This window comes from Miniphocaeibacter halophilus, assembly GCF_016458825.1.
In the GTDB taxonomy this organism is placed as follows: Bacteria; Bacillota; Clostridia; order Tissierellales; family Peptoniphilaceae; genus Miniphocaeibacter; species Miniphocaeibacter halophilus.
On sequence record NZ_CP066744.1, the window covers coordinates 538922 to 565178 of the forward strand.

General features: G+C 29.4%; 22 protein-coding genes and 1 other annotated feature. Of the genes, 3 read left to right on the forward strand and 19 right to left on the reverse strand.

Annotated features, from left to right (window positions below; translation table 11 throughout):
- Positions 1–56: 56 nt before the first annotated feature.
- From rbr to JFY71_RS02620, 6 genes are all read right to left on the reverse strand, one after another.
- Positions 57–641: a rubrerythrin gene (rbr, locus tag JFY71_RS02595; protein ID WP_243662123.1), complete on the reverse strand. Its 585-nt coding sequence runs from the start codon at positions 639–641 to the stop codon at positions 57–59.
- 78 nt (positions 642–719) lie between these two features.
- Positions 720–2462, reverse strand: a complete 1743-nt coding sequence (locus JFY71_RS02600) for an NADH-dependent [FeFe] hydrogenase, group A6 (RefSeq protein WP_263457746.1) — start codon at positions 2460–2462, stop codon at positions 720–722.
- 7 nt (positions 2463–2469) lie between these two features.
- Positions 2470–4341, reverse strand: a complete 1872-nt coding sequence (nuoF, locus tag JFY71_RS02605) for an NADH-quinone oxidoreductase subunit NuoF (RefSeq protein ID WP_275955189.1) — start codon at positions 4339–4341, stop codon at positions 2470–2472.
- Positions 4342–4363: 22 nt separating this feature from the next.
- Positions 4364–4849: an NADH-quinone oxidoreductase subunit NuoE family protein gene (locus JFY71_RS02610; RefSeq protein ID WP_243661494.1), complete on the reverse strand. Its 486-nt coding sequence runs from the start codon at positions 4847–4849 to the stop codon at positions 4364–4366.
- A gap of 335 nt (positions 4850–5184) precedes the next feature.
- The gene (locus JFY71_RS02615; RefSeq protein WP_243661495.1) at positions 5185–6396 is read right to left on the reverse strand and encodes a GNAT family N-acetyltransferase; all 1212 of its coding nucleotides are present in this window, start codon (positions 6394–6396) and stop codon (positions 5185–5187) included.
- A 52-nt stretch (positions 6397–6448) separates the two neighbouring features.
- Positions 6449–7165, reverse strand: a complete 717-nt coding sequence (locus JFY71_RS02620) for a Crp/Fnr family transcriptional regulator (protein ID WP_243662126.1) — start codon at positions 7163–7165, stop codon at positions 6449–6451.
- Positions 7166–7297: 132 nt separating this feature from the next.
- On the opposite strand from JFY71_RS02620, the gene JFY71_RS02625 reads away from it, so the two are divergent.
- The gene (locus JFY71_RS02625) at positions 7298–7579 is read left to right on the forward strand and encodes a DUF503 domain-containing protein (RefSeq protein ID WP_243661496.1); all 282 of its coding nucleotides are present in this window, start codon (positions 7298–7300) and stop codon (positions 7577–7579) included.
- Between the two features lie 47 nt (positions 7580–7626).
- Here the strand turns inward: JFY71_RS02625 and purH are convergent, their stop codons facing one another.
- A complete protein-coding gene (gene purH / locus JFY71_RS02630; RefSeq protein WP_243661497.1) occupies positions 7627–9156 on the reverse strand; it encodes a bifunctional phosphoribosylaminoimidazolecarboxamide formyltransferase/IMP cyclohydrolase in 1530 nt (509 codons plus the stop codon).
- 108 nt (positions 9157–9264) lie between these two features.
- On the opposite strand from purH, the gene JFY71_RS02635 reads away from it, so the two are divergent.
- On the forward strand, positions 9265–10098 hold the full coding sequence (locus JFY71_RS02635) for a prephenate dehydratase (protein ID WP_243661498.1): 834 nt from the start codon (positions 9265–9267) through the stop codon (positions 10096–10098).
- Here the strand turns inward: JFY71_RS02635 and JFY71_RS02640 are convergent, their stop codons facing one another.
- The 5 genes from JFY71_RS02640 to ileS form a co-directional block, all read right to left on the reverse strand.
- Complete coding sequence (locus JFY71_RS02640) at positions 10099–10971, reverse strand: prephenate dehydrogenase (RefSeq protein ID WP_243661499.1); 873 nt, start codon at positions 10969–10971, stop codon at positions 10099–10101.
- A 108-nt stretch (positions 10972–11079) separates the two neighbouring features.
- Positions 11080–11472 (reverse strand): YxeA family protein, encoded by a 393-nt coding sequence (locus JFY71_RS02645; protein ID WP_243661500.1) that lies wholly within the window; start codon positions 11470–11472, stop codon positions 11080–11082.
- A complete protein-coding gene (locus JFY71_RS02650) occupies positions 11472–12203 on the reverse strand; it encodes a hypothetical protein (RefSeq protein ID WP_243661501.1) in 732 nt (243 codons plus the stop codon). Before JFY71_RS02650 ends, JFY71_RS02645 begins: the two co-directional genes overlap by 1 nt.
- Positions 12196–13110: an ABC transporter ATP-binding protein gene (locus JFY71_RS02655; protein ID WP_243661502.1), complete on the reverse strand. Its 915-nt coding sequence runs from the start codon at positions 13108–13110 to the stop codon at positions 12196–12198. Before JFY71_RS02655 ends, JFY71_RS02650 begins: the two co-directional genes overlap by 8 nt.
- Before the next feature lie 347 nt (positions 13111–13457).
- Positions 13458–16556 (reverse strand): isoleucine--tRNA ligase, encoded by a 3099-nt coding sequence (gene ileS / locus JFY71_RS02660; RefSeq protein WP_243661503.1) that lies wholly within the window; start codon positions 16554–16556, stop codon positions 13458–13460.
- A gap of 66 nt (positions 16557–16622) precedes the next feature.
- Positions 16623–16827, reverse strand: a binding site (T-box leader).
- A gap of 321 nt (positions 16828–17148) precedes the next feature.
- On the opposite strand from ileS, the gene JFY71_RS02665 reads away from it, so the two are divergent.
- Positions 17149–18072 carry a CPBP family intramembrane glutamic endopeptidase gene (locus JFY71_RS02665; RefSeq protein WP_243661504.1) on the forward strand — a complete coding sequence of 308 codons (924 nt, stop codon included), beginning with the start codon at positions 17149–17151 and terminating at the stop codon, positions 18070–18072.
- Positions 18073–18162: 90 nt separating this feature from the next.
- On the opposite strand, the gene JFY71_RS02670 is transcribed toward JFY71_RS02665, so the two are convergent.
- From JFY71_RS02670 to JFY71_RS02700, 7 genes are all read right to left on the reverse strand, one after another.
- Positions 18163–18627 (reverse strand): GAF domain-containing protein, encoded by a 465-nt coding sequence (locus JFY71_RS02670; RefSeq protein ID WP_243661505.1) that lies wholly within the window; start codon positions 18625–18627, stop codon positions 18163–18165.
- Positions 18628–18636: 9 nt separating this feature from the next.
- Entirely contained in the window at positions 18637–19929 is a 1293-nt protein-coding gene (locus JFY71_RS02675) for an NAD(P)H-dependent oxidoreductase (RefSeq protein WP_243661506.1), read from the reverse strand.
- 10 nt (positions 19930–19939) lie between these two features.
- A complete protein-coding gene (locus JFY71_RS02680) occupies positions 19940–21154 on the reverse strand; it encodes a BaiN/RdsA family NAD(P)/FAD-dependent oxidoreductase (RefSeq protein ID WP_243661507.1) in 1215 nt (404 codons plus the stop codon).
- Positions 21155–21936: 782 nt separating this feature from the next.
- Positions 21937–23370, reverse strand: a complete 1434-nt coding sequence (locus JFY71_RS02685) for an ABC transporter ATP-binding protein (RefSeq protein ID WP_243661508.1) — start codon at positions 23368–23370, stop codon at positions 21937–21939.
- Positions 23367–24059: an energy-coupling factor transporter transmembrane component T gene (locus JFY71_RS02690; RefSeq protein WP_243661509.1), complete on the reverse strand. Its 693-nt coding sequence runs from the start codon at positions 24057–24059 to the stop codon at positions 23367–23369. The genes JFY71_RS02685 and JFY71_RS02690 overlap by 4 nt, the downstream gene beginning before the upstream one ends.
- Positions 24060–24611 carry a hypothetical protein gene (locus JFY71_RS02695; RefSeq protein WP_243661510.1) on the reverse strand — a complete coding sequence of 184 codons (552 nt, stop codon included), beginning with the start codon at positions 24609–24611 and terminating at the stop codon, positions 24060–24062.
- 181 nt (positions 24612–24792) lie between these two features.
- Positions 24793–26253 carry a UDP-N-acetylmuramoyl-L-alanyl-D-glutamate--2,6-diaminopimelate ligase gene (locus JFY71_RS02700; protein ID WP_243661511.1) on the reverse strand — a complete coding sequence of 487 codons (1461 nt, stop codon included), beginning with the start codon at positions 26251–26253 and terminating at the stop codon, positions 24793–24795.
- Between the last annotated feature and the right edge of the window lie 4 nt (positions 26254–26257).

The window sequence follows — 26257 nt, forward strand, 5'->3', positions numbered from 1 at the left end:
AAAAATAAAAAAATCTTGATAGCTTACACTACCAAGATTTTAATTTAGTTTTTATATTAATATGTTTCTTTAAAAACTTCAAAATGAGCTTGTGGATGATCACATGCCGGACATTTAGTAGGAGCTGTTTTTCCTGTGTGTATATATCCACAGTTATTACATTTCCATTCAACTACTTCTTCTTTTTCGAAAACTTCGTTATTTTCAATATTTGCTAGTAGTTTTCTAAATCTTCTTTCGTGTCTGTCCTCTACTTCTGCAATTTCTCTCCATACATAAGCTATTTCTTTAAATCCTTCTTCTTCTGCTATGTCTGCAAATCCTGGATACATTTCTACAAACTCTTCATGTTCTCCATTTGCTGCAGCAAGTAAATTTTCTGCAGTAGTTCCCAATTCTACTGGATAGTTCCAATCTACTTGAATAGTTTCGTCTTTTAAATCCTCATTTAAAAATTTGAAAAATCTTTTAGCATGTTCTTTTTCATTTCTTGCAGTTTCTTCAAAAATATTAGATATTTGTACATATCCTTCCTTTTTAGCTGTAGAAGCGTAGTATGTATATCTCATATTAGCTTGAGATTCTCCTGCAAATGAAATCATTAAATTCTTAGCTGTCTTTGTTCCCTTTAAACTCATAATTACCCCCTTGTTAAAACAATATTAAATTTGTAATCATTACAACAACATTGTAACAATTAGATTTTCTTTTGTCAAATATTATAATCTAGGTTTAGGTCTATATGATGTATGAAGTAATTCTTCGGCTTTTTCTGAACCTGGACTTTCTAAAAATTCATCATATAATTTTTTTATCATAGGATTTTCATGAGCTTTTCTTATATTTTTATCCCTATCTACCTTGTATATTCCCTCTGCTCTTTTTCTTAATATGGTTAAATCTCCATAGTGGTATGGTTGACCGGCTCCACCAATACATCCTCCAGGACACGCCATAACTTCTATTGCATCAAAATGCTCTTCACCTTTACGGATTTTATCTAGGAGTCTTCTAGTATTACCTAAGCCATTTGCTACAGCAATTCTTATGAGCCTTCCATTTATATCTATTTCTGTTGTTTTAATTCCTCTGATTCCTCTTAATTCAGTAAATTCCATATAACCTAAAGGTTGTCCTGTTAACCATTCATAAGCAGTTCTAACAGTAGCTTCTATTACTCCTCCTGTTGAGCCGAATATAGCTCCTGCACCGGATGATTCTCCCATTATATTATCAAATTCATCCTCTTCTAATAAATCAAAACTTATTCCCGCTTCTTTTAGCATAATCGCCAATTCTCTTGTAGTAATTACCACATCTACATCTTTTTTACCTTCGTTCATAAGTTCAGGTCTTGCAGATTCATATTTTTTAGCAACACAAGGCATAACAGATACAACTACAATATCCTCTGGATTAATATTCATTTTTTTAGCATAGTAAGTTTTGGCTATGGTTCCAAACATTTCATGTGGTGACTTACATGTAGAAGGTATGTCTAACATATCTGGAAATTGTTGTTCCATAAAGTTTACCCAAGAAGGACAACAACTTGTTAATATTGGTAATTTACCACCATTTTTAAGTCTATTTGCAAATTCGTTGGCTTCTTCCATTACTGTTAAATCAGCTGCAAAATTCGTATCAAAAACTCTATCAAAACCTAAGTTTTTTAAAGCAGTTACCATCTTACCTGTTAAATCCGTTCCTGCTTCAAATCCAAACTCTTCTCCTATAGCTACCCTTATTGCCGGAGCTGTTTGTACTATTACATGCTTACTATCATCATGTAATAATCTCCATAATTTTCCTATATTATTTATTTCAGTTAAAGCTCCTGTTGGACATACTGCAACACATTGTCCACAGAAAGTACAGGTTGTATTGTACATTGATTTATCAAATGTAGAGCCTACATATGTATTAAATCCCCTACCTATTGTGGCTAATGCTCCTACAGTTTGTGTATTATTACAAACTGTCTCACATCTTTTACAAAGAATACATTTATTTGGATCTCTCATTATGGAAAGACTGTCTACATCTACCGGATATTTACTTCTTTCACCCTTATAATGAATTTTTCTTATTCCTAAATCAGATGCTAGCTTTTGTAGCTCACAGTTCATATTTTTAGCACATACTAAACAATCCGTTGGATGATTTGAAAGTAATAATTCCACAATAGCTCTTCTAGCTTTTATAGCCCTTGCAGATTCTGTTTTAATTTCCATACCTTCAAATACCGGAGTAGCACAAGCAGCAACTAATTTTCCTGTATTTACAACTTCAACCATACAAACCCTACAAGATGCTCTTTTATTTTCTAAATCTATTTCATGTAAACTTAAATGACATAAAGTAGGTATTTTTATTTTAAGTCTTTTTGCTGCTGATAAAATTGTAGTACCTTCTTCAACTGCAATATTATGACCATTTATAATAACATTTACCATTTTCATATTATAATTACTCCTTTACTATGGCATGAACTGGACAACCATTAAAACATGCTCCACATTTAATACATTTTGTATTATCAATAACATGAACTTCCCTTACTGCTCCTGTAATACATTTAGCAGGACATATTTTTGCACATTTTGTACATCCTATACAATCATCTGTAATTTTATATTCCAACAAACTAGTACAAATTTTTGCAGGACACTTATGATTTAGCACATGTTCTTCATATTCTTTCCTAAAGCTTTTTATTGTAGACAATACCGGATTTGGTGCAGATTGTCCTAAAGCACATAGAGAAGTATCTTTTATTATATTGGATAAATCTTCAAGATTGTCTAAATCTTCCTCTGTTGCTTTTCCATCTGATATTTTACATAAAATCTCATATAGTCTTTTATTTCCAATTCTACAAGGAGTACATTTTCCACAGGATTCATCTAAGGTAAATTCAAGATAAAATTTAGCTATATCAACCATACAGTTGTCTTCATCCATAACAATCATTCCACCTGACCCCATCATTGATCCCTTAGCAACTAATGAATCATAGTCAATAGGTGTGTCTAAATCTTCTGCAGTTATACATCCACCTGATGGCCCTCCTGTTTGTACCGCCTTAAATTCCCTTCCTTTTTGAATTCCTCCACCAATATCGTATAGTATTTCCCTTAGAGTAGTTCCCATTGGAACTTCAACTAAACCTATATTGTTAACTTTTCCTGCTAATGCAAAAACTTTAGTACCTTTGGATTTCTCTGTACCAACAGAATTAAACCACTCTGCTCCTTTTGAAATAATTACAGGTATATTTGCATAAGTTTCAACATTATTAATTAAGGTAGGTTTTCCATATAAACCTGAAGTAGATGGAAAAGGTGGTTTTGGATTAGGTTCTCCTCTTTGTCCTTCAACCGAATTAATTAGTGCAGTTTCCTCTCCACAAACAAAAGCACCAGCTCCAAATTTCATACCCAAATTAAAAGAAAAGTCGGTTCCTAAAATATTGTCTCCCAATATTCCAATTTCCCTAGCCTGTTCAATGGCTTTACCAAGTCGTTCAATAGCTAGAGGATATTCTGCTCTTATATATACATATCCTTGTTTAGCTCCAATTACATAAGCTGCTATTGCCATTGCTTCAATAACTGAATGAGGGTCCCCTTCTAAAATGGATCTATCCATAAAAGCTCCAGGATCTCCCTCGTCAGCATTACATATTACATATTTTTCATCAGATTCGGAATTTTTTGTAAATTCCCATTTAAGACCTGTTGGAAAGCCACCGCCTCCCCTACCTCTTAAGCCGGAATCTTTAATTATATCTATTACTTCCTCTCTGGAATATTCTTCTAAACATTTACCTAAAGCTAAATAACCTCCATAGCCGATGTATTCCTCTATAACTTCAGGATTTATAATTCCGCAGTTTCTAAGTGCAATTCTAAGTTGTTTTTTATAAAATGGTATATCGTCTTGAGAAGGTATTTCCTCTTCCGTTCCCGGTAATTTATATAATAATCTATTTACTAACTCATCTTTTATAATATCTGTTTCTATAATTTCCCTAGCATCTTCAGGTTGAACTTTAGTATAAAAAGTATCCTTTGGAAATATTTTTACTATTGGTCCTTTTTCACAAAAACCTAGACAACCTGTAATATGTGCTGAACATTTTTCTTCTAAACCATATTCTACAATTAGTTTTTTCATTTCATCTAACAGTTCTAAACTCTTAGATGAAGTACATCCTGTTCCTCCACATATTAAAATTTCTTTTTTCATACCTTCTGATTTATTTAATCTATTATGTAATAATTTTTCATATGTACTATTTAAATCAAGTAATTCCTTATAATTTTTAATTTGTTTCATATCAATCCCCTATATATAATATTTATCTATATTTTTTTAAAATTTTGTCGATGTCTTTAGATGAAACATTTCCGTAAATATCGCCATTTACTTTTATTACCGGTGCTAAGCCACAAGCCCCAATACATCTAATTCCTTCAATGGAATATTTTCCGTCCTTACTGGTTTCTCCATTTTTTATTCCTAATAAATTTGTAAGTTCAGTTAAAATATCATTTGCACCTTTTACATAGCAAGCTGTTCCTGTACAAACCGCTATGTCTATTTCTCCCTTTGGCTCAAATCTAAATTGAGAATAAAAAGTTGCAACTCCATATATTTCCGATGTATGAATTCCTAATTCTAAAGCAATTATATCCACTATAGCTTCTGGAATAAATCCATAATCCTGTTGTGCTCTTTGCAATGCAGGCATAACTGCACCTGGTTCATTTTTAATTATTCTTAAATAGTCAATATAATCTCTTAACTTATCCATATCTTGTTCAATATCATAATTGTAATCCATAGCTACCTCCAAATAGTTTGATATAATTATATCTATATATTTGTTTTAATTCAATATATTAGTCAAATAGTAACCATTATCATATACCTAAATATATGTATATATATAAGCTAAACATAGTTATTATCTATATTTAAACGTTATCTCTAATTATTTATTTATAAGTTTGAATATATATTTATTCTTGTTTTGAAACTATTTTTTAATAAAAAAATAAAATATTTCTTTTTTGTAATATTTGTCCCTGTGTAGCGATTTTGTTCCCATTATTTCCAGTTATTATCCCTCCCTTTTTTTAATTTTTCCAATAAAAAAATGACTTTTGAAAAGTCATCTTAAAAATAATCCGAAAAATATGGTACTTGTTTTTCTATTGAATCCTCTAAATCATTAATTGTTTTCATACTGCATTCTATTCGTCCTATTCTATATAGATAGTCCGGTCTTTTATAACCTAAAAGCATAGTTGTCATTGTTTGTATATCTATCTTATCCTTTGTTTTTTCAGATACAAGTCTAGCCTTTCCCTTTCCTTCCTTGCTAATATAAAGATGAAATACCCCTTCATTCCATGAAAGCAAGGGATCTTCCAGTTTGAAAATCCATTCTTTATCTACATTATCCTTTTTAAAAGGAAATTCTTCAATAAATTTTTCAAAATCAACAATTCTAGCCATAAAATATGGAGAAATACTTTCTTTAATATCTGCATCTTCAAATAAAAATGAAAGAGGTTCATCTGTATAGGTATTTCCTATAACCTTTTTTATCATAGAAAAATGTGCACTAACAAAGTTCCAAAGTCCTTTTCTTGCGTTTTCATTTAGAAAAATCATTTCTTTAATATAAAATATTTCGTCAGAAATCCAATATACTAAATAACCTTCTAACTTATCTTTTTCATTATAATAAACAGCTGTCATTATATCTTCATTTTCCCATAGCCAATATTCATTCCATGAAATATCATCACGTATTAAAGCTCCATGAGTTACATTGGAAAATTTATTATAAACTGTTTTTATTTCTTCACCCTTAGGATCAACTCTTCTAACTTTTCCTAGAATTGAGTCGTTTTTAGGCAGTTGATAGTCCTTAATTTCGTATGTGATTTTGTCAGAAACAATCTCCCAACCCTTTCTTCTATAATAGGGGATAGAATAAGGATATAAGTAGGATATAAATTGCTTTTTTTCCCTCATTCGAGACAGTGCTTTAAAAAGTAATTCATGCATTAATCCATTTCCTGTATATTCAGGATAAGTTCCAACTCCAGTAAGCCCACCCATATTAAATGTATGATTAAAAATCCTTACTTTCATAGGATAAACAATTACCTGGGATATAAGATTACCTTTGTCAAACCAACCTATTGCATCTGCTTTTTCTAAATTTGGTGCCTTGGCCCTAATAAAATCCTCTTCTTCCTCCCAACCAGACTGTGTTAATTCACTTTCTGTAACTTGAAAAACATATTTTAATAATTGATTATATTGATCCAGGTAGTCAACTCCTATTTCTTTCATTTCCAATTCTTTATTGCTCATAGTATCACTCTTTACTAAATTTTGTATAAAAAATGACATGATTTACATGTCATTAATATTCTCCAGCTATTTCTTCAATTTTATCAATATTTACTAGAAGTATTTTTTTATTTCCCAGCACCTTTAAATAACCCCTATCTTTAAATTGGTGTAATTTTCTAGTTATTGTTTCCCTACTGGTTCCTGCAAAAGAGGCCATTTCCTCCCTGCTTATAGGAAAGTTCAATAGTATTCCGTCTTTTGTTTCTTCTCCGAAAATATCTGCTAAATCCAACAATAAACTAGCGACCTTCCCATCAGCAGTACCGCTAAACAATCTATCAATAAGACCTTCAGCCAGTCTAATTCTATGGTAGGATTTTTCTAATATTCTTCTTAGCACTATTGGATTATTTAATATAACTTCATCAAATTTATCTTTAGATAAGGTAGCTACTAATCCACCTTCTATTACCTCACCTATATATCGATATTCATCATCTTTTAAAAGATTAAGTCCCCCTACAAAATCTCCTGAAGAATAAATATATAAAATCTGTTCCCTTCCATCAACTAAATTCTTATATATTTTTATTTTTCCTTCAACAAGAATATAAAGTCTATCAGCAGAATCCCCTGTTTCAAAAATTACATCTCCATTTTTTACTTTTAGAATTTCCACACCTTCAAATACTGTGTTTTTCTCCTCTTTAGATAGTCCTTTAAAAAATGGTATATGTTCTAAAATTTCTTTACTTTTCACTTTTTTATAATCTAGCAGAATAATCACCTCCAAAATATTAATACAGTCCCCTGTCTACTATTATACCATTATTAGCAAAAATGAAACTTTATACTTAATATAAGATTCTCTCCCTTTATTGATTTTTGCTATAATAAATATACAATGGAGGAAAATTATATGACTATACTTTTATTAACAATATCCCTGTATGCTCCTTGGGTTCATAGTTTAAAGGAAAAAAGATCTATTGTTAAAAGTTTAATAGCTAAGCTACGAAACAATTACAATATTTCAGTTGTAGAGTCCGATAATCAAAATCTACATCAAAAAATAACAATAAGCCTTGCTGCTATTACTTTTAATTCCTCTAAAAGCGATAGTCTTGAAAGTAAAATTATAGCTTTTATTGAAGAAAATACAGAGGCCAGTATTATTAATGTAGAAAGAGAAATAAGGTAAATAAAAAATTATCCAGAAAAAACTACTGGATAATTTTTTATTTAATCCTAGTGTTTAAAATGTCTCATTCCTGTAAAAACAACAGCTATATCATACTTATTAGCCAATTCTATAACTTCACTATCTTTAACAGAGCCACCCGGTTGGATTATAGCCTTAACTCCGGCTTTATTTAACTCTTCAACAGTATCTCCAAAGAAAAATCCATCAGATGCTAAAACAGCTCCCTTTAAGTCTTTAATTGACCTTTTAACAGCTTTTTCTACAGCCCAGTGCCTTCTAACTTCCCCCTGTCCAATTGCTAAAGTCTGTTTATTTTTAGATATTACTACACCATTTGAATTAACATATTTTACAGCCTTCCAAGCAAATAAAAGCTCTTCAAGTTCCTCATCTGTTGGTTTTCTATTAGTTACAAATTCCAACTTATCCCTTAACAACTTATTATCTCTATCCTGTAATAACACTCCATGTAATACATCTTTTGTTTCTTGTTTTACAAGTTCCATAGTATTGAGATTTTCTATTTGTAAAATTCTAATGTTTTTCTTTTTAGATAATATATTAAAAGCTTCATTATCATATTCCGGTGCAACTACTATTTCTAAAAATATTTGTGAAAGTAAGTTAGCTGTTTTTACATCTACTTTTCTATTTAAAGAAATAATTCCTCCAAAAATAGATACTTCATCTGCTTCAAAAGCTTTTTTAAAGGCTTCGTATATATTTTCACCAGTTGCTATTCCACATGGATTATTGTGTTTTACAGCTACTGCTGTTGGTTCTTCAAACTCTTTAACCATTTTTACAGCACCGTATAAATCATTTAAGTTATTATAGGATAACTCTTTACCGTGGAGTTGAATTATTTCTCCCTTTTCCTTTGGCGCTTCATATATTTTTTCATAATATGCTGCATTTTGATGAGGATTTTCTCCGTATCTTAAACTTTGTTTTAATCTATATGTAAATGTAATATTTTCCGGGAAATCCAATTTGTTTTGATTGTTGAAATAATTTGAAATTAAAGCATCATATTGTGCTGTTACTCCAAAGGCTTTTCCTGCTAAAATCCTTTTGTTCTCTAAAGATAAGTCTCCCTTTTCCTTTAATTCTTTTAAGACAAAATCATAATCGGAAATACTGGTAACAACAATAACATCTTTATAGTTTTTAGCAGCAGCCCTAATCATTGAAGGTCCACCAATGTCTATTTTTTCTATTAATTGCTCATGGGTAGAATTAATATCATTTATAGTTTCTTCAAAGGGATATAAGGTATTTACCACCATATCTATTGAATCAATATTTTGTTCCTTAATAGTTTTTGAATGCTCCTCTACATCTCTACGATATAGGATTCCACCATATACCTTAGGATGTAATGTTTTTACCCTTCCATCAAGTATTTCAGGGAATTTTGTTATTTCGGTAATATCAGTAACATCTATGCCATTGTCCAAAAGATGTTTATAGGTACCACCTGTAGAAACAATACTCCATCCTAGTTCTGTCAATTCCTTGACAAAATCAACAATTCCTTCCTTTTTGTAAACAGAAATTAATGCGGTTTTCATTTTCTCTCCTTTTTATTATTTTAATTTAGTATAATAACATTATACAATAAAATTATTAATCATATCTAAATATGATATAATAAGTCAATATTATTTTAGGAGTAATACATGAAAATTGGTTATCAAGGTGTGCCTGGTGCATACAGCGAAGTTGCTACAATTAAATTTTTTGGAGAAAAAGGTTACGAGGCTGTTGGCTATGACAATTTTAGAAGCTTAATTAAAGATTTATCCAACAACAGCTTGGATTATGCTGTTTTACCTATTGAAAATTCAACAACTGGAATAATTTACAGAACAATGGATCTAATAAGACATAATAATATTTTTGCCATTGGTGAAGTTTTTGTACCTATCCATCATCAATTAATAGGTTTTCCAGACGCTACTTTTGAGGATATTAAAGATGTTTATTCCCATCCAGAAGCATTAAGTCAATGTAATTATTTTTTTGAATACAATGAACAATTAAATCCGGTTTCTTGGAAGGACACTTCTGAAAGTGTTGATTATATAAAGAGAAATAATCTAAAGACCTCTGCTGCTCTTGCAAGTAAAAGAGCTGCAGAAATATATGAAATGAAAATACTAAGGGAAAATGTTCAGGATATTTATTATAATACTACAAGGTTTTTAATCTTTAAAAACTCTGTGGATATACCTGAAAACGCCAACAAAACAACTATGTATTTCCAAGTAAAACATAGTCCCGGTGCATTACTTTCTGCATTACAGTGTTTTGCCGATGAAAAATTAAATTTAATAAATCTTAATTCAAGACCTTTAGGAAATGAAAATATATTTCAATATGGTTTCTTTGTTGAAGTTGATGCAAGTTTAAACTCTGAAAATATGCAAAGAACTATTGAAACCATTAAGCCACATGTTACAGTAACAAATATAATAGGAAGCTACCCAAAGGGTGAACTTCCTTTTAAATAACTATATTTCTCTTGAACGTCTTTGACGACTATGCTCTAGAATATTCCAGATTTTTTCATAATCTTCAATTTCTAGGGCATCTTTCAATTTAATAAATTCCTTTAAAAATTTATCCATTTCAATTAATAGATCTTCCTTCGATTCTAAAAATGCATCTGTCCACAAATTTGGATTAATTCTTGCAACTCTTGTAATATCTTTAAAGCTTCCACCGACAAAATATTCAACCTGATCATCATAGGATGGTGAATTTGTTATTGCTACTGAAATTGCATGAACTAGTTGACTTGCATAGGCTATTTTTTTATCATGAGTGTCAATATCAGTTATTTCTACACCCTTGCATTTAATTTCCAAAGCCAAGGTTTTAATTAAATCAATATTTTCCGGTTTATTTCTCTCTGTAGGAGTTAATATATAATTTGCATTATAAAAAATTGCCTTATCGGCATTTAAAAATCCACTAAATTCATTTCCTGCCATAGGATGACCTGGTATAAAGTCTAAATCATCCCTTAAAAAGGACAGTATTTCAGGAACTAATTTTTTCTTTGTACCGGCTAAGTCGGTTATTACTGTACCGGGTTTTAGAAATTCTTGATTTTTTCTTAAAAATTCAACAATCCCTGAAGGATACATAGATAAAATTAACAAATCAGTATCTTCTAAAATCTCCTGTGGGTTAATTGAACCTTTGTCAATCGCTTCTAAAGCTTCAGCTGCTTTTATAGTATTCTCAGTTCTGGAAATTCCATATATTTTTTTAGGTCTTATCCATTCTTTTATAGCAAGCGCCATGGAACCACCTTCCATACCTAGACCTGCTATAGTTATATTCATATTTTTTAATCTATTTAAACTATTATTATCCATAAATACCTCTTTAAAATTTTTCTACTTATAGTACATTATACATGAAAACTTTCTCTTATTATAAAAAACAAACCTAATTCTCTTTATAAGAAAATCAGGTTTGTTTTTTTATTTACCTTCTTCTATTTTTACTAGTATATCTTCTGGAACTTCATCTTTTGAAATTATTTCTTCACCTAAGACTATTTCCTTACTAGCCTTTATTTTCAAAAAAGTTCCCGGTTTAAATAATTTATCCTTATCTTCTGTATTTACAGAAAATTCTAATAATCTTTCACCTTTTTCATCATAGGATTTTAATTTATATTTCTTGCCCTGTCCTACTACTTCACCTCTATCGTCTTTCATCTCCTCTAATTCCACTGGTTCATCCATTGGAATCATTGTATAGTAATAAGTCCCTGTATATCTATTTTCATAATATTCTTTACCTTTTACTGCTATAACAGCAATTAAAGCTATTATTACTATTCCTACTATTAATTTTATACCTTTTTTCATTAAATAAATTCTACCTCTTTCTTATTAAACATTAAAATAGCTAATATAATAGAAATTAAAATATATACTCCAATTCCTATTAAAGAAAAATATTTACCTTGGGCTAAACCACCAGTAAGTGATGTAAATAACCAATTGCTCCTATTCCCAATTAATGATCTAACAGGTGGAAACTTTAATCCCATAGTCACTAATGAATACACCATTCCTGTACATAAAAGCAAATAGGTAATTGTACCATATATGGCTTTTTGTGTAGCAAAAATAATAACTGAGGTTAAGGAAGCATAACCTATAATACTTACTATAATGCTACTAGTATACAATACTAAATTTTCTATTTCCAAATTTGAAAATTCAAATTTATACATCATTCCCATTAAAAAGAAAACCAGTGTAAAAAAAGCAAACATTACTACTGTTAAAATAATCGTAATGATTAATTTATATATAACTATACCGGACCTTTTAATACCTAAACCTACACCGGCATTTAAAGCATTGCTGTTAAAATCATCATTATATACTGTATTAAAAATATATATTCCGGCTATAATAGTTGCGAAGGATAATAAGTCAAGTGTGTTACTTATATAGTCCAGACTTGTTGACTTGGAGTTTAACATCATATAGTTTATTAGAATAAAACCTAAGGCAATTATCCCCATAAAAATATATAAACTTTTTTTCTTAAAAATCCTGTACAACTCACTTCTAATATATTTAGTCATTATTTTTGCCTCCTATTAAATCGAAGTAATAATCTTCTAAAGAGCTTTCTCTTTTATATATTTCAAAAACATCAATATTATTTTCTACCATAGTTTTATTAATAATATTTAAATGGTCTATATTATCATTTACTATTAACGTAGAATGATTAGTAATATTTATGTTTTCTATATTGAATTTATCATTTAAAATATTCCTTGTCTTTTCAACGTTATCAACCTTAATTATAATAGCTGATGTTGTTTTTTTATGAAGTTCTTCAAAGGATATTTCCTCTAAAAGTTTACCATGGTCTATTATCCCAAACTTACTTGCTACTAAATCCAATTCGCTTAATATATGGGAAGATACGATTATAGTCGTATTATATTCCTCATTTAATATATTTATAATATTTCTTATATCGACAATACCTTGAGGGTCCAATCCATTTATTGGTTCATCTAGTACTATTAATTCCGGATTTCCAAGCATGGCTGCGGCAAGTCCTAATCTTTGCTTCATTCCCATAGAAAAAGATTTAAAGGGCTTATTAACATTTTTTAAGCCAACAATTTCTAAAACTCTTCTAGTTTCTTTTCTACCCTTAACTCCCTTCATCCTCCTATGATATTCAATATTTTCCTTTGCATTTAAATAAGGGAAAAAACTCTGACCAATATAAAAGCCTATTTTTTTTCTATTTATTGCATTTTCTTTCTCGTTTTTTCCACCAAATAAAGATATATTTCCTGAAGTCGGACTGGAAAGTCCCATTATCATTCTTAATAGAGTGGTCTTTCCTGCACCATTTTTCCCTATTAAACCGTATATATCCTTCTCCTTAACTTCTATATTCACATTGCTTACAGCTTCAAAGTTTCCAAACTTCTTAGTAAGTCCATTAATTTTTATAATATTTTCCATATTTCCTCTCCTGTTATGATGTACTTAATAATTAATACACTAGTATCTTATCATTATATTTTTTATTTTGCAATAGTATTTTAAATATTTTTTTAATTATATTTATTGTTATAATAATAAAATATAAAATGGCAATTTAAAAGGTATATCCCTGCTAAGTACAGAAACATACCTTATAAATTATATAATTATTTGTTTTTGTTTTTCAAATCAATTAATATTTACAGTCTTACCTAATATTTCATTATAAAATTAACTACAACAAAATAATAGAAAAACCAGAGCAAAAATCTGCTCTGGAAAAAGTCCAACTTTTTAAGGTCATCTTATAATCATTTCTCTATTTTCTAAATTCTATTTAATTCTATTACTACTTCCTCCCCATTTAAATCTACTGTTTCCCCATTAAGACTTTCTACTGCAAGTATTTCCCTTGCTAATGTTTCCTTTTTAATAAAATCTTCAAATTCTTTTACAGCTGATTTTATTGCTTCTGTAGGTACATAGCTAATTTTAATATTGTCCAGCACGTCATAATCATTTGCTTTTCTCATCTGTTGAACTTTAGATATAAATTCTCTAGCATATCCTTCTGCTTTAAGTTCAGGAGTTATTGTTGTGTCAAGTATTACAAATAGATTGTTTTCCATTATTACGTCAAATCCTTCTTTTGCAGATACTCTAACTTCAATATACTCTCTTTTTATTGTAGTACTTTCTCCTGAAAGTTCTACTTCTAAATCTCCATCTTCTAAATCTGAAACGAACTTCTTAGCATCTACACCCTTAAGGTAGTTTTGGAATTCTTTTATTTTCTTTCCTAATATTCTTCCTGCTACTTTAAAGTCAGGTTTTAATTCATAGTTCATAAATTCTGAAAGGTCTTTTTCAAACTTAACATTTTTAATATTAAGTTCTTCTTTTATTAATGGAACTAAGTCTGAAATTAACTTCTCATATTTAGCGTCAACAACTATTTCTGTTAAAGGCTGTCTTACTTTAATATTAACTTCTTCCCTTGATGCTCTACCTAGGGCTACTAAATTTCTTACTACTTCCATTTTTTCTTCTAATTGTTCGTTAATTAAAGAGTCTTCTACTTCCGGAAGATAATCTAAATGAACTGAAGTTTTATCTGTTAAATTACGATATATTTCCTCTGCCATAAATGGTGTAAATGGTGCTATTAATTTAGTTACTCCTAGAAGTATTTCATAGGTTGTATTATAAACGGCTTTTTTATCGTCATCTATTTCCGTTTTCCAAAATCTTCTTCTATTTCTTCTTATATACCAGTTAGAAACATCTTCAATTACAAAGTCGGAAATTGCTCTTACAACTTTTGTAACTTCAAATATTTCCATGTTTTCATTATATAATTTTAATAGATTATTGTATCTTGAAAGTATCCATCTATCTATTTCCGGTCTATTTTCCGGTTCTATATAAAAATCTCTAGGATCTATATTATCTGTATTTGCATATAATTGGAAGAAATTATAAGTGTTTTTAAAGGATCTAAAGAATTTGCTGTCTACTTCTCTTAATCCATCAACATCAAATTTAGTTGGAACCCATGGTGGTGATACATATAAGGAATAAAATCTTACAACATCAGCTCCAAATTTGTCGAAAAGTTCTATTGGATCCAGTGTGTTTCCTCTGGATTTACTCATTTTCTTTCCTTCTTTGTCAAGGATTAAGTCATTTACCAGTACATTTTTATAAGGTGCTTTTCCTGTTGTTAATACAGATATTGCAAGTAAGGAATAAAACCATCCTCTTGTTTGATCTATTCCCTCATTTATAAAATCTGCTGGGAAAAGTTCTTCAAAGAAATTCTCCTTATTTTCAAATGGATAATGTTGTTGTGCAAAAGGCATTGCACCGGAGTCAAACCAAACGTCTATAACGTCTTTTTCCCTAGTCATTGGCTTACCGCATTTTTCACATGTTAAATGAACATCATCAACATAAGGTCTGTGTAGTTCAATATCTTCAGAAATATCCTCTATTGCTCTTTCTTTCAGTTCCTTCCTTGAGCCTACTGATGTTGTATGACCTTCTTCACATTTCCATACCGGGAATGGTGTTCCCCAATATCTTGAGCGGGAAATTGCCCAGTCATTTAAGTTTTCCAACCAGTTTCCAAATCTCTTTTCTCCAACAAAATCAGGATACCAATTCACCTTATTATTTTCATCAATTAATTGTTCTTTTAATTTTGTAACTTCAATATACCAGGATGGTTTTGAATAGTAGATTAATGGAGTTCCACATCTCCAGCAATGAGGATAATTATGTTCTACTTTCTGTTTTCTAAATGCCTTACCATTATCAAATAGGTAATGGATTATGTCATGGTCTGCGTCCATAACAAATTGACCATCCCAAGGAGAGCCGACAAATTTCCCTTCTTCATTTACCGGGTTAATTAACGGTAAGTTATATCTTCTTCCAGTTTGATAGTCATCTTCTCCAAATGCCGGTGCAGTATGAACTATACCTGTACCATCTTCTGTTGATACATAGTCTGCTGTTGTTACAAAGAAAGCTTTTTTATCGGGTTTAAAAAATGGAAGTATTTGCTCATATTCCATATACTCCATGTCTTTACCTTTAAGCTCTTTTAATATTTTATAGTCCTCTCCTAGAACTTTATCTGCTAAAGCCTTGGCAATATAGTACTTCTCTCCACCTAGTTCAGCTAGAATATAATCTACGTCCGGTCCAACTGTTAAGGCAACATTGGATAATAAAGTCCAAGGTGTTGTTGTCCAAGCTAGAAAATACTCATCTACGTCCTTTCTTTTAAAGGCAACATATACAGTTTGAGTTTTTATCATCTTATAGCCTTGAGCTACTTCATGAGAAGCAAGTCCGGTTCCACATCTTGGACAATATGGTAAAATTTTAGCTCCCTCATAAACAAGACCCTTTTTAAACATACCATCTAGTAGCCACCAAACAGTTTCTATATAGTCATTGTCCAAAGTTATATATGGATTATCCATGTCAGCCATAAACGCCATTCTTTCTGACATTTCTCTCCATGCTTGCTCATAGGTGAATACAGAGTTTCTACATTCCTTATTAAAGGCTTCTACACCATATTCCTCTATTTCCTTTTTACTGTGAAGTCCTAATTTCTTTTCAACTTCAATTTCTACTGGCAAACCATGAGTGTCCCAACCTGCTTTTTTCTTTACTCTATAGCCTTTCATGGTTTTATAACGACAAGTCATATCCTTTAAAGTTCTGGATATTACATGGTGAATTCCAGGCCTGCCATTTGCTGTTGGAGGTCCATCATAAAAAATATAATTTTTGTCCTTTGGTCTTTGGTTTACTGTTTCATGTAGTAAATCTATTTCTTTCCAATATTTGGAAATTTCAATTTCTCTTTCCTTTACCGGTGCTTTAGAAAGATCTTTAAACTTTGACATAATTCCTCTCCTTAAATATATTATTTAATTTCATTAATCTATAAATTACAAAAAGCATCCTATATAAAATAGGACGCTTCTAACCGTGTTACCACCTAAATTGCATAGCAAAGACTATGCCACTCAATATACTTAACGCGTATTACGTAATATTCTAAATATCGAATACTAAACTCCAAGCTGATTTTTCCTATAATTTCATTAGTTCATTTCACCAAGCTGAACCTCTCTAAAAAATCAATTGTAGGAACGGTCTCTTCACAGTCTATAATCCTTATTATTTTACATATTTAGCACCATTTTGTCAAGTTTTGCAATATACACTAATATATTATCATCTTCTTATATGTTAATTCATAATTATTTCGTTTAGTAATTAAAGAACGCCTTCTAAGAAATTTTCTATTATCCTATTCTTGTAGAGTTTTTATAAAAATACATATTACAAAGAAAGTTTTTATAATGAAGTCCAAGTTATTTAAAACATCTACTTACATAGCTGGTTTTTTATTATCTTAATTTTTCCATTATTATTTAGTTCCAGCTACAAATCATATATAATTTATAGTATCCTAGATTAAAAGGAGATCTTATGGAAAAATATAAAAACACTTTTAGTAGAATAGCCTTTGGTTTAATTACAATTATGGTTATTCAAAATATTTTTAGTATACTTTTAAATGAATTTAGAAATTTTATTCCACGAAATTTATTGGAAAATGATTGGCTAATTCTTATCTTATCCCTAGTAATTCAATATCTAATAGCCTATCCTGTTGGACTTATAGTAATGAATACCGCTTCTAATAGTCCTATAGAAAAACCTGTAGAAAAAAGATTTTTAAATTTAAAACAAATATTTATCATTTCTTTATCGGGTTTTGCTTTAGTTTCTCTAATAAATATATTAGGAAATTTAATTACAATGCTATTAGGATTATTTTTACACGGTAATTTAAACAGTAACCCAATATCTGACATAATTATAAATTCAAATCCCTATATAATGTTTTTTATGACTGTAATACTAGCACCAATCGTTGAAGAATATATGTTTAGATATTTTATCTATAAAAAAATTTCAATATATGGCGATAAAATCTATGTATTATTTAGTTCACTAATATTTGGAATGTTTCACTTAAATATAGTTCAAGGAATATACGCCTTTATACTAGGAAATATTTTAGCCTTAGTATATGTATGTTCAGGAAAGCTTAAGTACCCAATACTTATTCACATGATTATAAATTTATTAGGCGGAGGTATTTCAATAATTACCCTAACTTTTAATAACAATACTATTATCTTTCTGTGGGGAATTTTATCCTTTGTTTTAATAATTATTGGCTTATTGTTGTTTTTATTTTGCTTAACTCCTATTTTAAATAATATTCACTTTTCTAAGGGAGAAATTCAACTTGAAAAAAACAGTTCAATAATACTAAATCCCGGCATGATAATATTTACAATTATTGTTATTACTACTATGATAACTATATTCTTTGGACTTTAATTTAAAATTTATCTTAAAAAGACCCTTATTATTTTTATAATAAAGGTCTTTTCTAAATCTATTTTTTTTATAAATATCTTTCATTGTCTTTTACTTCCAATCAATGGTATTAACTAAAATATCCCTTACTCTTTCAACAAAATCTTGATCTTCTTTTGTGAAATTTCCTATTTTATCGCTATCTAAATCTATTACTCCATAAACTACATCATTTTTTATTATTGGAACAACTAATTCGGACTGTGCATCTTCATCACATTGAATATGCCCTGGAAACTTACTTACATCATAAACTTTTTTTGTTTCCATTAATAAAGCTGCCGTACCACAAACACCTTCTCCCGGTGATATTTTTATACAAGCAGGTTTTCCAACATAGGGTCCTAAAATTAAGTCTTCTTCTTCGTTAGTTAAATAAAACCCTGACCATATAACATCATGGACATTGTTTTTTAAAATTTCAGAAACTTTCTGAAGCTTTTTTTCTTTTGTTTTTTCTGCCATTAAAATATCAATTAAAGAATCCAATATTTCCTCATATTTAAAATGCACCATAAGAACCTCCTATAAACCTAGTTCGTCTTGCTTTTTTCTTAATTTAGTAATTATTTGTTCCTCTTCTAATTCTACCATATCATAGGTTATTAACTCATCTTTTTTTACATCGGTTTTTAATTTAGTTTTTTTAGTAATTAAGGCTATTGGTAATAATTTTCTATTTCTTTGGTCTATATGGCTTGTTATTTTACCAAAAACATCCTTTCCACCAATTCCTTCTAAGTATTGACCTGCTTTTAAATCCCTTTTGGCTACTGTTATAGTATCTGAAACCTGACCTTTTTCCGGAGCTATTGTTGGATCATGTTCAACGATAGCTTCATATATTGTAATAGGGGTTTCTAGACTTGTTAAGTGATAAGGCCTATACAATACATAGTTTGGTCCCTTTCCCATTGAAAGATAATCCATTAAATCATGCACCTCTTTTGTGTCATGGGTAACAACGGCAAAAACTCCTGGTGCTATGCCAAAGCAAAAATCTACTACCCTGTAATTATTTAGTATTCCACCTTGCTCTTTTAAGGAAAATAGACTAGGGATTTCTTTAATATCAGCTGTAACACCATGACATCCTAATACATCCGGTGTAAAACCTAAGGCATTTGCTACAGAAGTTAACTCTAGCATGGTGTTTGTTCCATCTACAAAAGCCGTCAACATTTTGGGGTACAGTCCTTTGGATATTGCTTCTTCTCTTAAATCATCTTCTGTTGCATAATTGTCTAAGGGATTATTTTTTCCCTTTCCAACTGCCAATAGATTAAATCCTGCACCAACTGCAAAATTAGCAAGTTCCATTATGGCTCCCGGCTCATCTCCAGCTGTACCTGTGTATACAACATTGTTCTTTCTAGCATAATCGTATATTATTGGTCCAACTACTGCATCACATTCTACATTTAACATAATTATATGTTTGTAGTGTTCTATAGATTCCATTGCCAATTGAGCTCCAAAAGGAGGATTTCCTGTAGCATCCACTACTCCTTGAATTTTATCCAGTCTATATGACAATGTATAGTCATCTGTAATTACAAATTTATTCTTCGATAGTGCAAGTTCGGCTTGTTGAATAGAGTTTGTTTTTATAATATCTTCTTTTTTTATACCTGCCGAATCTAACGCGTGGTAAGCCTTGTCTATTTTCTCATCAACTATTATAGATGTGGTCATTCCCTTTATTCTTGAAATTTGATTAACAAGACCTGTTCCCATTTTCCCTGCACCAACTAATGCAATTCTTATTTGCTCTCCCCGACTTACTAATTCATCGAGCTTGTTTTTCATTCTAAACATCTTCTTCTCCTTAAACAATGTCTTTAGCACAGGCATTTGCAGAAGCCCATGCCCAATGAAGATTGTATCCTCCACAATCTCCATCTATATCCATTATTTCTCCTATGATATATAATTTATCCTGTATTTTTGATTTCATAGTTCTTGGGTCAATTTCTTTTGTAGAAATGCCACCACAAGTAACTTGACCATCTTTTTCAGATTTATAGCCGGTAACTTTTAAACGTAAGTCCTTAATAGTCTTTGATATTTCAAAAATAATTTCCTTTGACAAATTTCCAACTACTATATCCTCTAAGTTTAAATATTCTATTAACGAGCTAATAACCTTATCGTTAATTGTTCCAACTAAAGCTTGTGATAATTTTTTATAGCTATTTTTTTCAAAATTACTCTTTAAATAACTATATAGCTCGTCTTCTTTCAAATATGGCAGTAAATCTACCGAAATATAAACATCTTTATTAGCCTTTAACTTTCTTATAGCTTCACCGGATATTTGTAATATCCCCGGTCCTGATATTCCATAGTCTGTAAATAATATATCAGAAAACTGCTCCATTGTCTTTTTGTTTTTATTCATTAAATAAATATAGCCCGGTATTTTCGTTCCATTTATTTTCTTAAATTCATTATTTTCTAATTTTAACTGGACAATACCTGGATGTGTAGAAATAATACTATGACCTATTTTTTCCAATAGCAAATATCCATTTCCGTCTGAGCCGGATTTTGTCATGGCTTTTCCACCTGTAGCAACAATTATATAGTCCCCTTCAAATTCTTCATTATTATATAAGATAGCCTTAGGTTTGTTTTTAAAGTCCAACATCTTTATATAACTATTGTATTTAAACTTAACTCCAAGCTTTTCAGCTTCTAAAGTCATTTGTTTTACAACAGAACTAGCCTGTAGGCTCATAGGATAAATTTTACCATTTTCTAATTCTAGTTCTTTTATTCCTATATCATTAAAAAAATCAATTACTTCATCATAACCAAAACTTTTTATTGCCGACATTACAAATTTAGGATTTTTCCCATGATAATTACTAAACTCTATATTTCTATTTGTAAAATTACATCTACCATTTCCAGTAGCGTAAATTTTTTTCATCGGTTTTTCATTTCTTTCAAATACTAATACTTCATGGCCTTTTCTTTTTAAGAGAATACTGGCCATAACTCCTGAAGCACCAGCACCTACAATTATGACTTTAGACATATTTGCACCTCATCATAAATTTAATTATAGATTCTAAATAAAAAACATTAGTTAATTTTATTGAATCTTAACTTTTTATTTTACAATTTTAATTTTACTATAATACACTCTAATATATTATATACCAACTGTAAAAATGATATTTAAACAAAATAGCAAGGTTTTATAATAACTATTATTGAGAAATTATAATATATTCAATATAAATACTATTTAATTTGTAAATATATTTTAACTTTACTATTGCTTTTATTATTTCCTAAATAATTGTATTTGACCTACCTACTATTTGCAAGCAAATAGGCTGCGCCATAAAACATACTATTTCTTGCCACTCCCTTCGTTCGTGGGTAATAGGTTGCATTTGACCTACTTTCCATTTCCTTCGTAAATGGGGTTAGGTCATAAAGCAGACTATTTCTTGCCACTCTATTAGTTCGTGGGTAATAGGTTGCATTTGACCTACCTTCCATTTCCTTCGTAAATGGGGTTAGGTCATAAAGCAGACTATTTCTTGCCACTCTATTAGTTCGTGGGTAATAGGTTGCATTTGACCTACCTTCCATTTCCTTCGTAAATGGGGTTAGGTCATAATGTAACAATTTTGTAACTTTTTTGTAATTTATCTGTAACTACATAATCTTACATTTATGCTATTATATATTCAGAAGAAAAGATATAGGTCATTTATTTTGTTCATCCTCCCAAATTATGAACCCTGCGACCTATATATAAAATAAAAGTCCAGCTAACCACTGGACTTATTTTTTTACTTTTCTTTATTAATTTTTACTATATTCATCTATTAATTCTTTATTACCTATTTTATATATTTCTCCAGCTTCTAACCAAATTACCCTGTCACCAAAAAATTTTGCTACCCTACTATCATGGGTAATAGTAATAATTGTCTTATTTTGAAAATCCAACTCATATAGGGCATTAATAAGTGTATTTAAAGATTTGTAATCTTGTCCAACTGTTGGCTCATCCAACAATAAAACCTCCGGATTCATTGCCAATATTGATGCTATTCCTACTTTTCTCTTTTGACCTTCAGATAGTGAATGAGGATGTTTTTCTTTTAAATGTTTTAAGTCAAATAAATCCATTAATTTGTCAGTCATGTTTTTAGATATTGAAGAACTGTTTATTTCGTCATAAACCGTTGACATATGCAATTGATAATTAGGATTTTGAAAAACATAGCCTAGTTTTTTAAACCATTTTCTTTTTCCTAATTCCTTCTTTTTTACAATATTTTGCCAATAGCTTCCTTGTGTTTCTTTTAATAGTTGTGATATTATCTTAATTAAAGTTGTTTTTCCAGATCCATTATCTCCTAGAATTAAATACTTATTATTTTTGTATATATCTAAATTAATATCCTTTAAAATTTCAACATTATTTTTTGAATAGGATATATTTTCTAAACTAATTAATTTATCCTCTAATTCCCTTGAATTATTTTCTCCATAAATCCTAGTTTTAATTAAATTTGTATTTTTATCTAAAAAACCTTTAAATAAATCAGCAGAATCAAATTCTCGAATTTTTCCCTTATTAAGCCAAGCAATTCTATTACAATACGGTAGTACTAAATCAAGTCTATGTTCTATAAAAATAACTGCATATCCTTTTTCTTTACAAAGATAATTTAAATTCTCTAATAATTTTATACTTCCTTTAAAATCTAAATTAGCTAATGGTTCATCAAAAATAAGGATTTTTTGTTCCATTACTAAAGTACTTGCAGTAATTAACCTTTGTTTTTGTCCTCCCGATAAAGTACTTGTGTTTTTTTCTAAGGGTATTTCCATAAAATCTGCCTTTTCCCTAATAGTATCCTCTATTTTTTTCTTGCTATAATGAAGATTTTCACAAGGAAAAGCTAATTCTTCTTCAACCTTATCAAATATTATCTGTTCATCTGCATTTTGTAAAACCGTCCCTATATTTTTTGAAATCTCACTTGTTTTATACTTGGATAAATCCTCTGAATAAATATAAATATTTCCCTTTTTTATTCCATTTTCTATATTGGGAATTATTCCATTACAACATTTTAAAAAAGTAGATTTTCCCTCACCGGATGGTCCTGACAAAAGTACAAAATCTCCCTTATTCAACTTGAAATTTATATTTTCAAGTATCCAATTGTTACTATTATTATATTTAAAATATAGGTTTTCTATTTTTAAAATTTCATCTTTCATCTACTACCTCTAATATATAAGTAACTAATAGTCAAAATAATACCAATAAGTATAATAAAATAGGTTAAATCCCTTTTTGTAAATTTAATATCTTTGTAATTTGTAATTTCCTTATCCTCTAAAACAAAGGCCCTTGTTTCTAAAGATATTGACAAAAGATCTGAAATATTCAAAATTCTCATCATTATAGGAATAATAAAAGCTCTATAAATTACTTTAAAATTAAAAATATTTACATTAATTCCCCTTGTTTTCATTGCATTCCAAACTTGTTTAATCTCCTTAATCATAATTGGTATAAACTTAATTGTTATTAATATTCCAAGACTTATTCCCCTTGGAATTTTTAAATTATTGAAGTTTCTTACCAAGTTTATTGGAGGAAGTCCTAAAGAAGGGATTGCCGCCAGTACAAAACATATAAATCTAAAGTAAATTTGAAAGGCATTTTCAAGACCACCTGCAGGAATCGACAATAATGCAGGAATAAAACTCAACGGAATGAATATTAACAATAATTTAAAGGTTGTTTTCCCATAGGAAAAAATACCATATAAAATTATTAAACTTATGCAAAATAGTACAATTAATTTACTTTTAGCTATTACCATCCCAAATACAAAGACCATAATACTGGATAGCAAAGTCAATAATGGATATATTGGATTTTCAGCTCTAATACTTTCCATTTACCTATTGACCTGCAACTTTCCTGCTTTTTGTAATTCCCCTGCTATCTTCATACCTAGTTTTGCCCCTATAATTCCTAGGATTAATGATATAACAGTATAGACTATTGCCGTAGTCGGATTCTTGATTTTTTCTAAAATAGAACTGCCTTCCATTGTAACTGCATATATTAGACTAACTGGAACGGTTATAGGCATATATACTGATGCAGCAAATAATATAGATTTGTTTAAATTATAATTTCTAAATAAAATAACAATTAAAAGTTCCGTTATTATTGCCCCTACTATATTATTAAAAAACATTATAGGTGACATCAATAATAAAAAACTTCCTGTTAAAATTCCTATTATTGTAATACTTCCTATTTTAGGAACTTTTTTTAAGGCAATTACAGTGAAAATCGCAAATATTGGAGAAGCTAACACCTGTCTTAAAGCAAATTTATTGGTAAACATAACTATTGGCATTATAACTCCTGATGCAATTAATAACAGTGTAGATATTATTGCCAGAAAAACTATATCTTTCATTTTAAATCTTTTAAACATAATACCTCCTTCTATGTTCAACTACCGATTTTTTTGATAATAATTATCGACAAAATCATTCTATCATATTTAAATTAATTTATAAGAAAATAAAAAAATAATTATATATATTTAAATATAATCACAATAATATATACCCAATTGAAAGCAAGCCTTTCTTTCCACTTAAAAAGCACTAGCCTTATTTATTGGCCAGCGCTTTATTTATTTCCTCTATTTCGTAATAATATTCTTCTTTTCCATCTTTTTTTAAGAATCTTTCATTTCCTTTTCCTAAAAAAAGTACTATATTATCTTTGTTGGCTATTTTTATTGCTTCTTTAACAGCTTCTCTTCTATCCGGAATATAAATATATTTACCTTGATTTTTATTTATTCCTTTGATTATGGATTTTGAAATATTATCTACATTATCAAAAATCTCATCATCTTTTGTAACTATTGAAATATCTGCATATTTTCCAGCAACTTCTCCAATTTTTTCCCTTGCCTCTATAGTTCTGGCTCCTTGTACTCCAAATAAAACTATTATTTCTTTATTAAAATTGTTTTTAGCAAACTGCAATATTTTTTCAACTGCATCAGGAGTATGTGCAAAATCTATTACTAAATTAAGACCTTTGTTGTTTTTTACAACTTCGTATCTACCTTCCGGTCCTTTAAATTCTTTAATACCCTTTGCAATATCCTCTAAGCCAATTCCCATTTCACAAGCTACAGCCATAGCCGATAAAGCGTTATAGACATTAAATATTGCAGATATAGGCATTACTATATCTATATATCCTTTAGGTGTGGTAAATGTAAATTTAGACTCGCCTACAGACATTTCTATGTTTTCAGCCATATAATCAGCCTTTAAATTAATTCCATATGTTTTTACACTTCTGTTATCGTCCCTTAATTCTTTTGCTAATCTTTTTCCATAACTATCATCGATATTTATAATATTTTCTTTAGAGGTCATATAAAACAGTTTTTTCTTAGCTTTATAATAGTCTTCCATATTATTATGAAGTTCCAAATGCTCTAAAGTTAAATTTGTAAAAATACCATAGTCAAAATCTGTACATTTAACCCTGTCTAATTCTAAGGAATGGGAAGATACTTCCATAACACAATTTTCTACTCCATTATCTACAAGGTCTTTAAATATTTTTTGTAATAAATTTGATTCCGGAGTGGTTTTACCTAAGGATTTATTACCTTCACTTGTTTTTAGTCCAATACTTCCTATAGATGCGGTTTTTCTATTGTTGTAATTTAAAATTTCTTCTAACATATAGGTAGCTGTGGTTTTTCCATTTGTACCTGTTATTCCCACCATATTTAATTTTTTACTTGGTTCACCAAATAATACAGAAGATAATTCAGAAAGTGCTGCCCTTGTATTATTTGTTTTTATATAGGTAATATTTTGAATATAATCTTTTAGTTCCGATTGATGAAAAATAACCTTACTCCCATTTTTTATTGCGTCTTCTATGAATTTATGACCATCTGTGACAAATCCTTTTATTGCAATAAAGGCAGTGTTTTCATCTACTTCTTTGGAATTTAAAGATATATATTCTATATTTGTAGTTATATCACCTTTAATTTTTTCAGTTTTAATATGGCTTATTAATTCTCCTACTAACATTAAT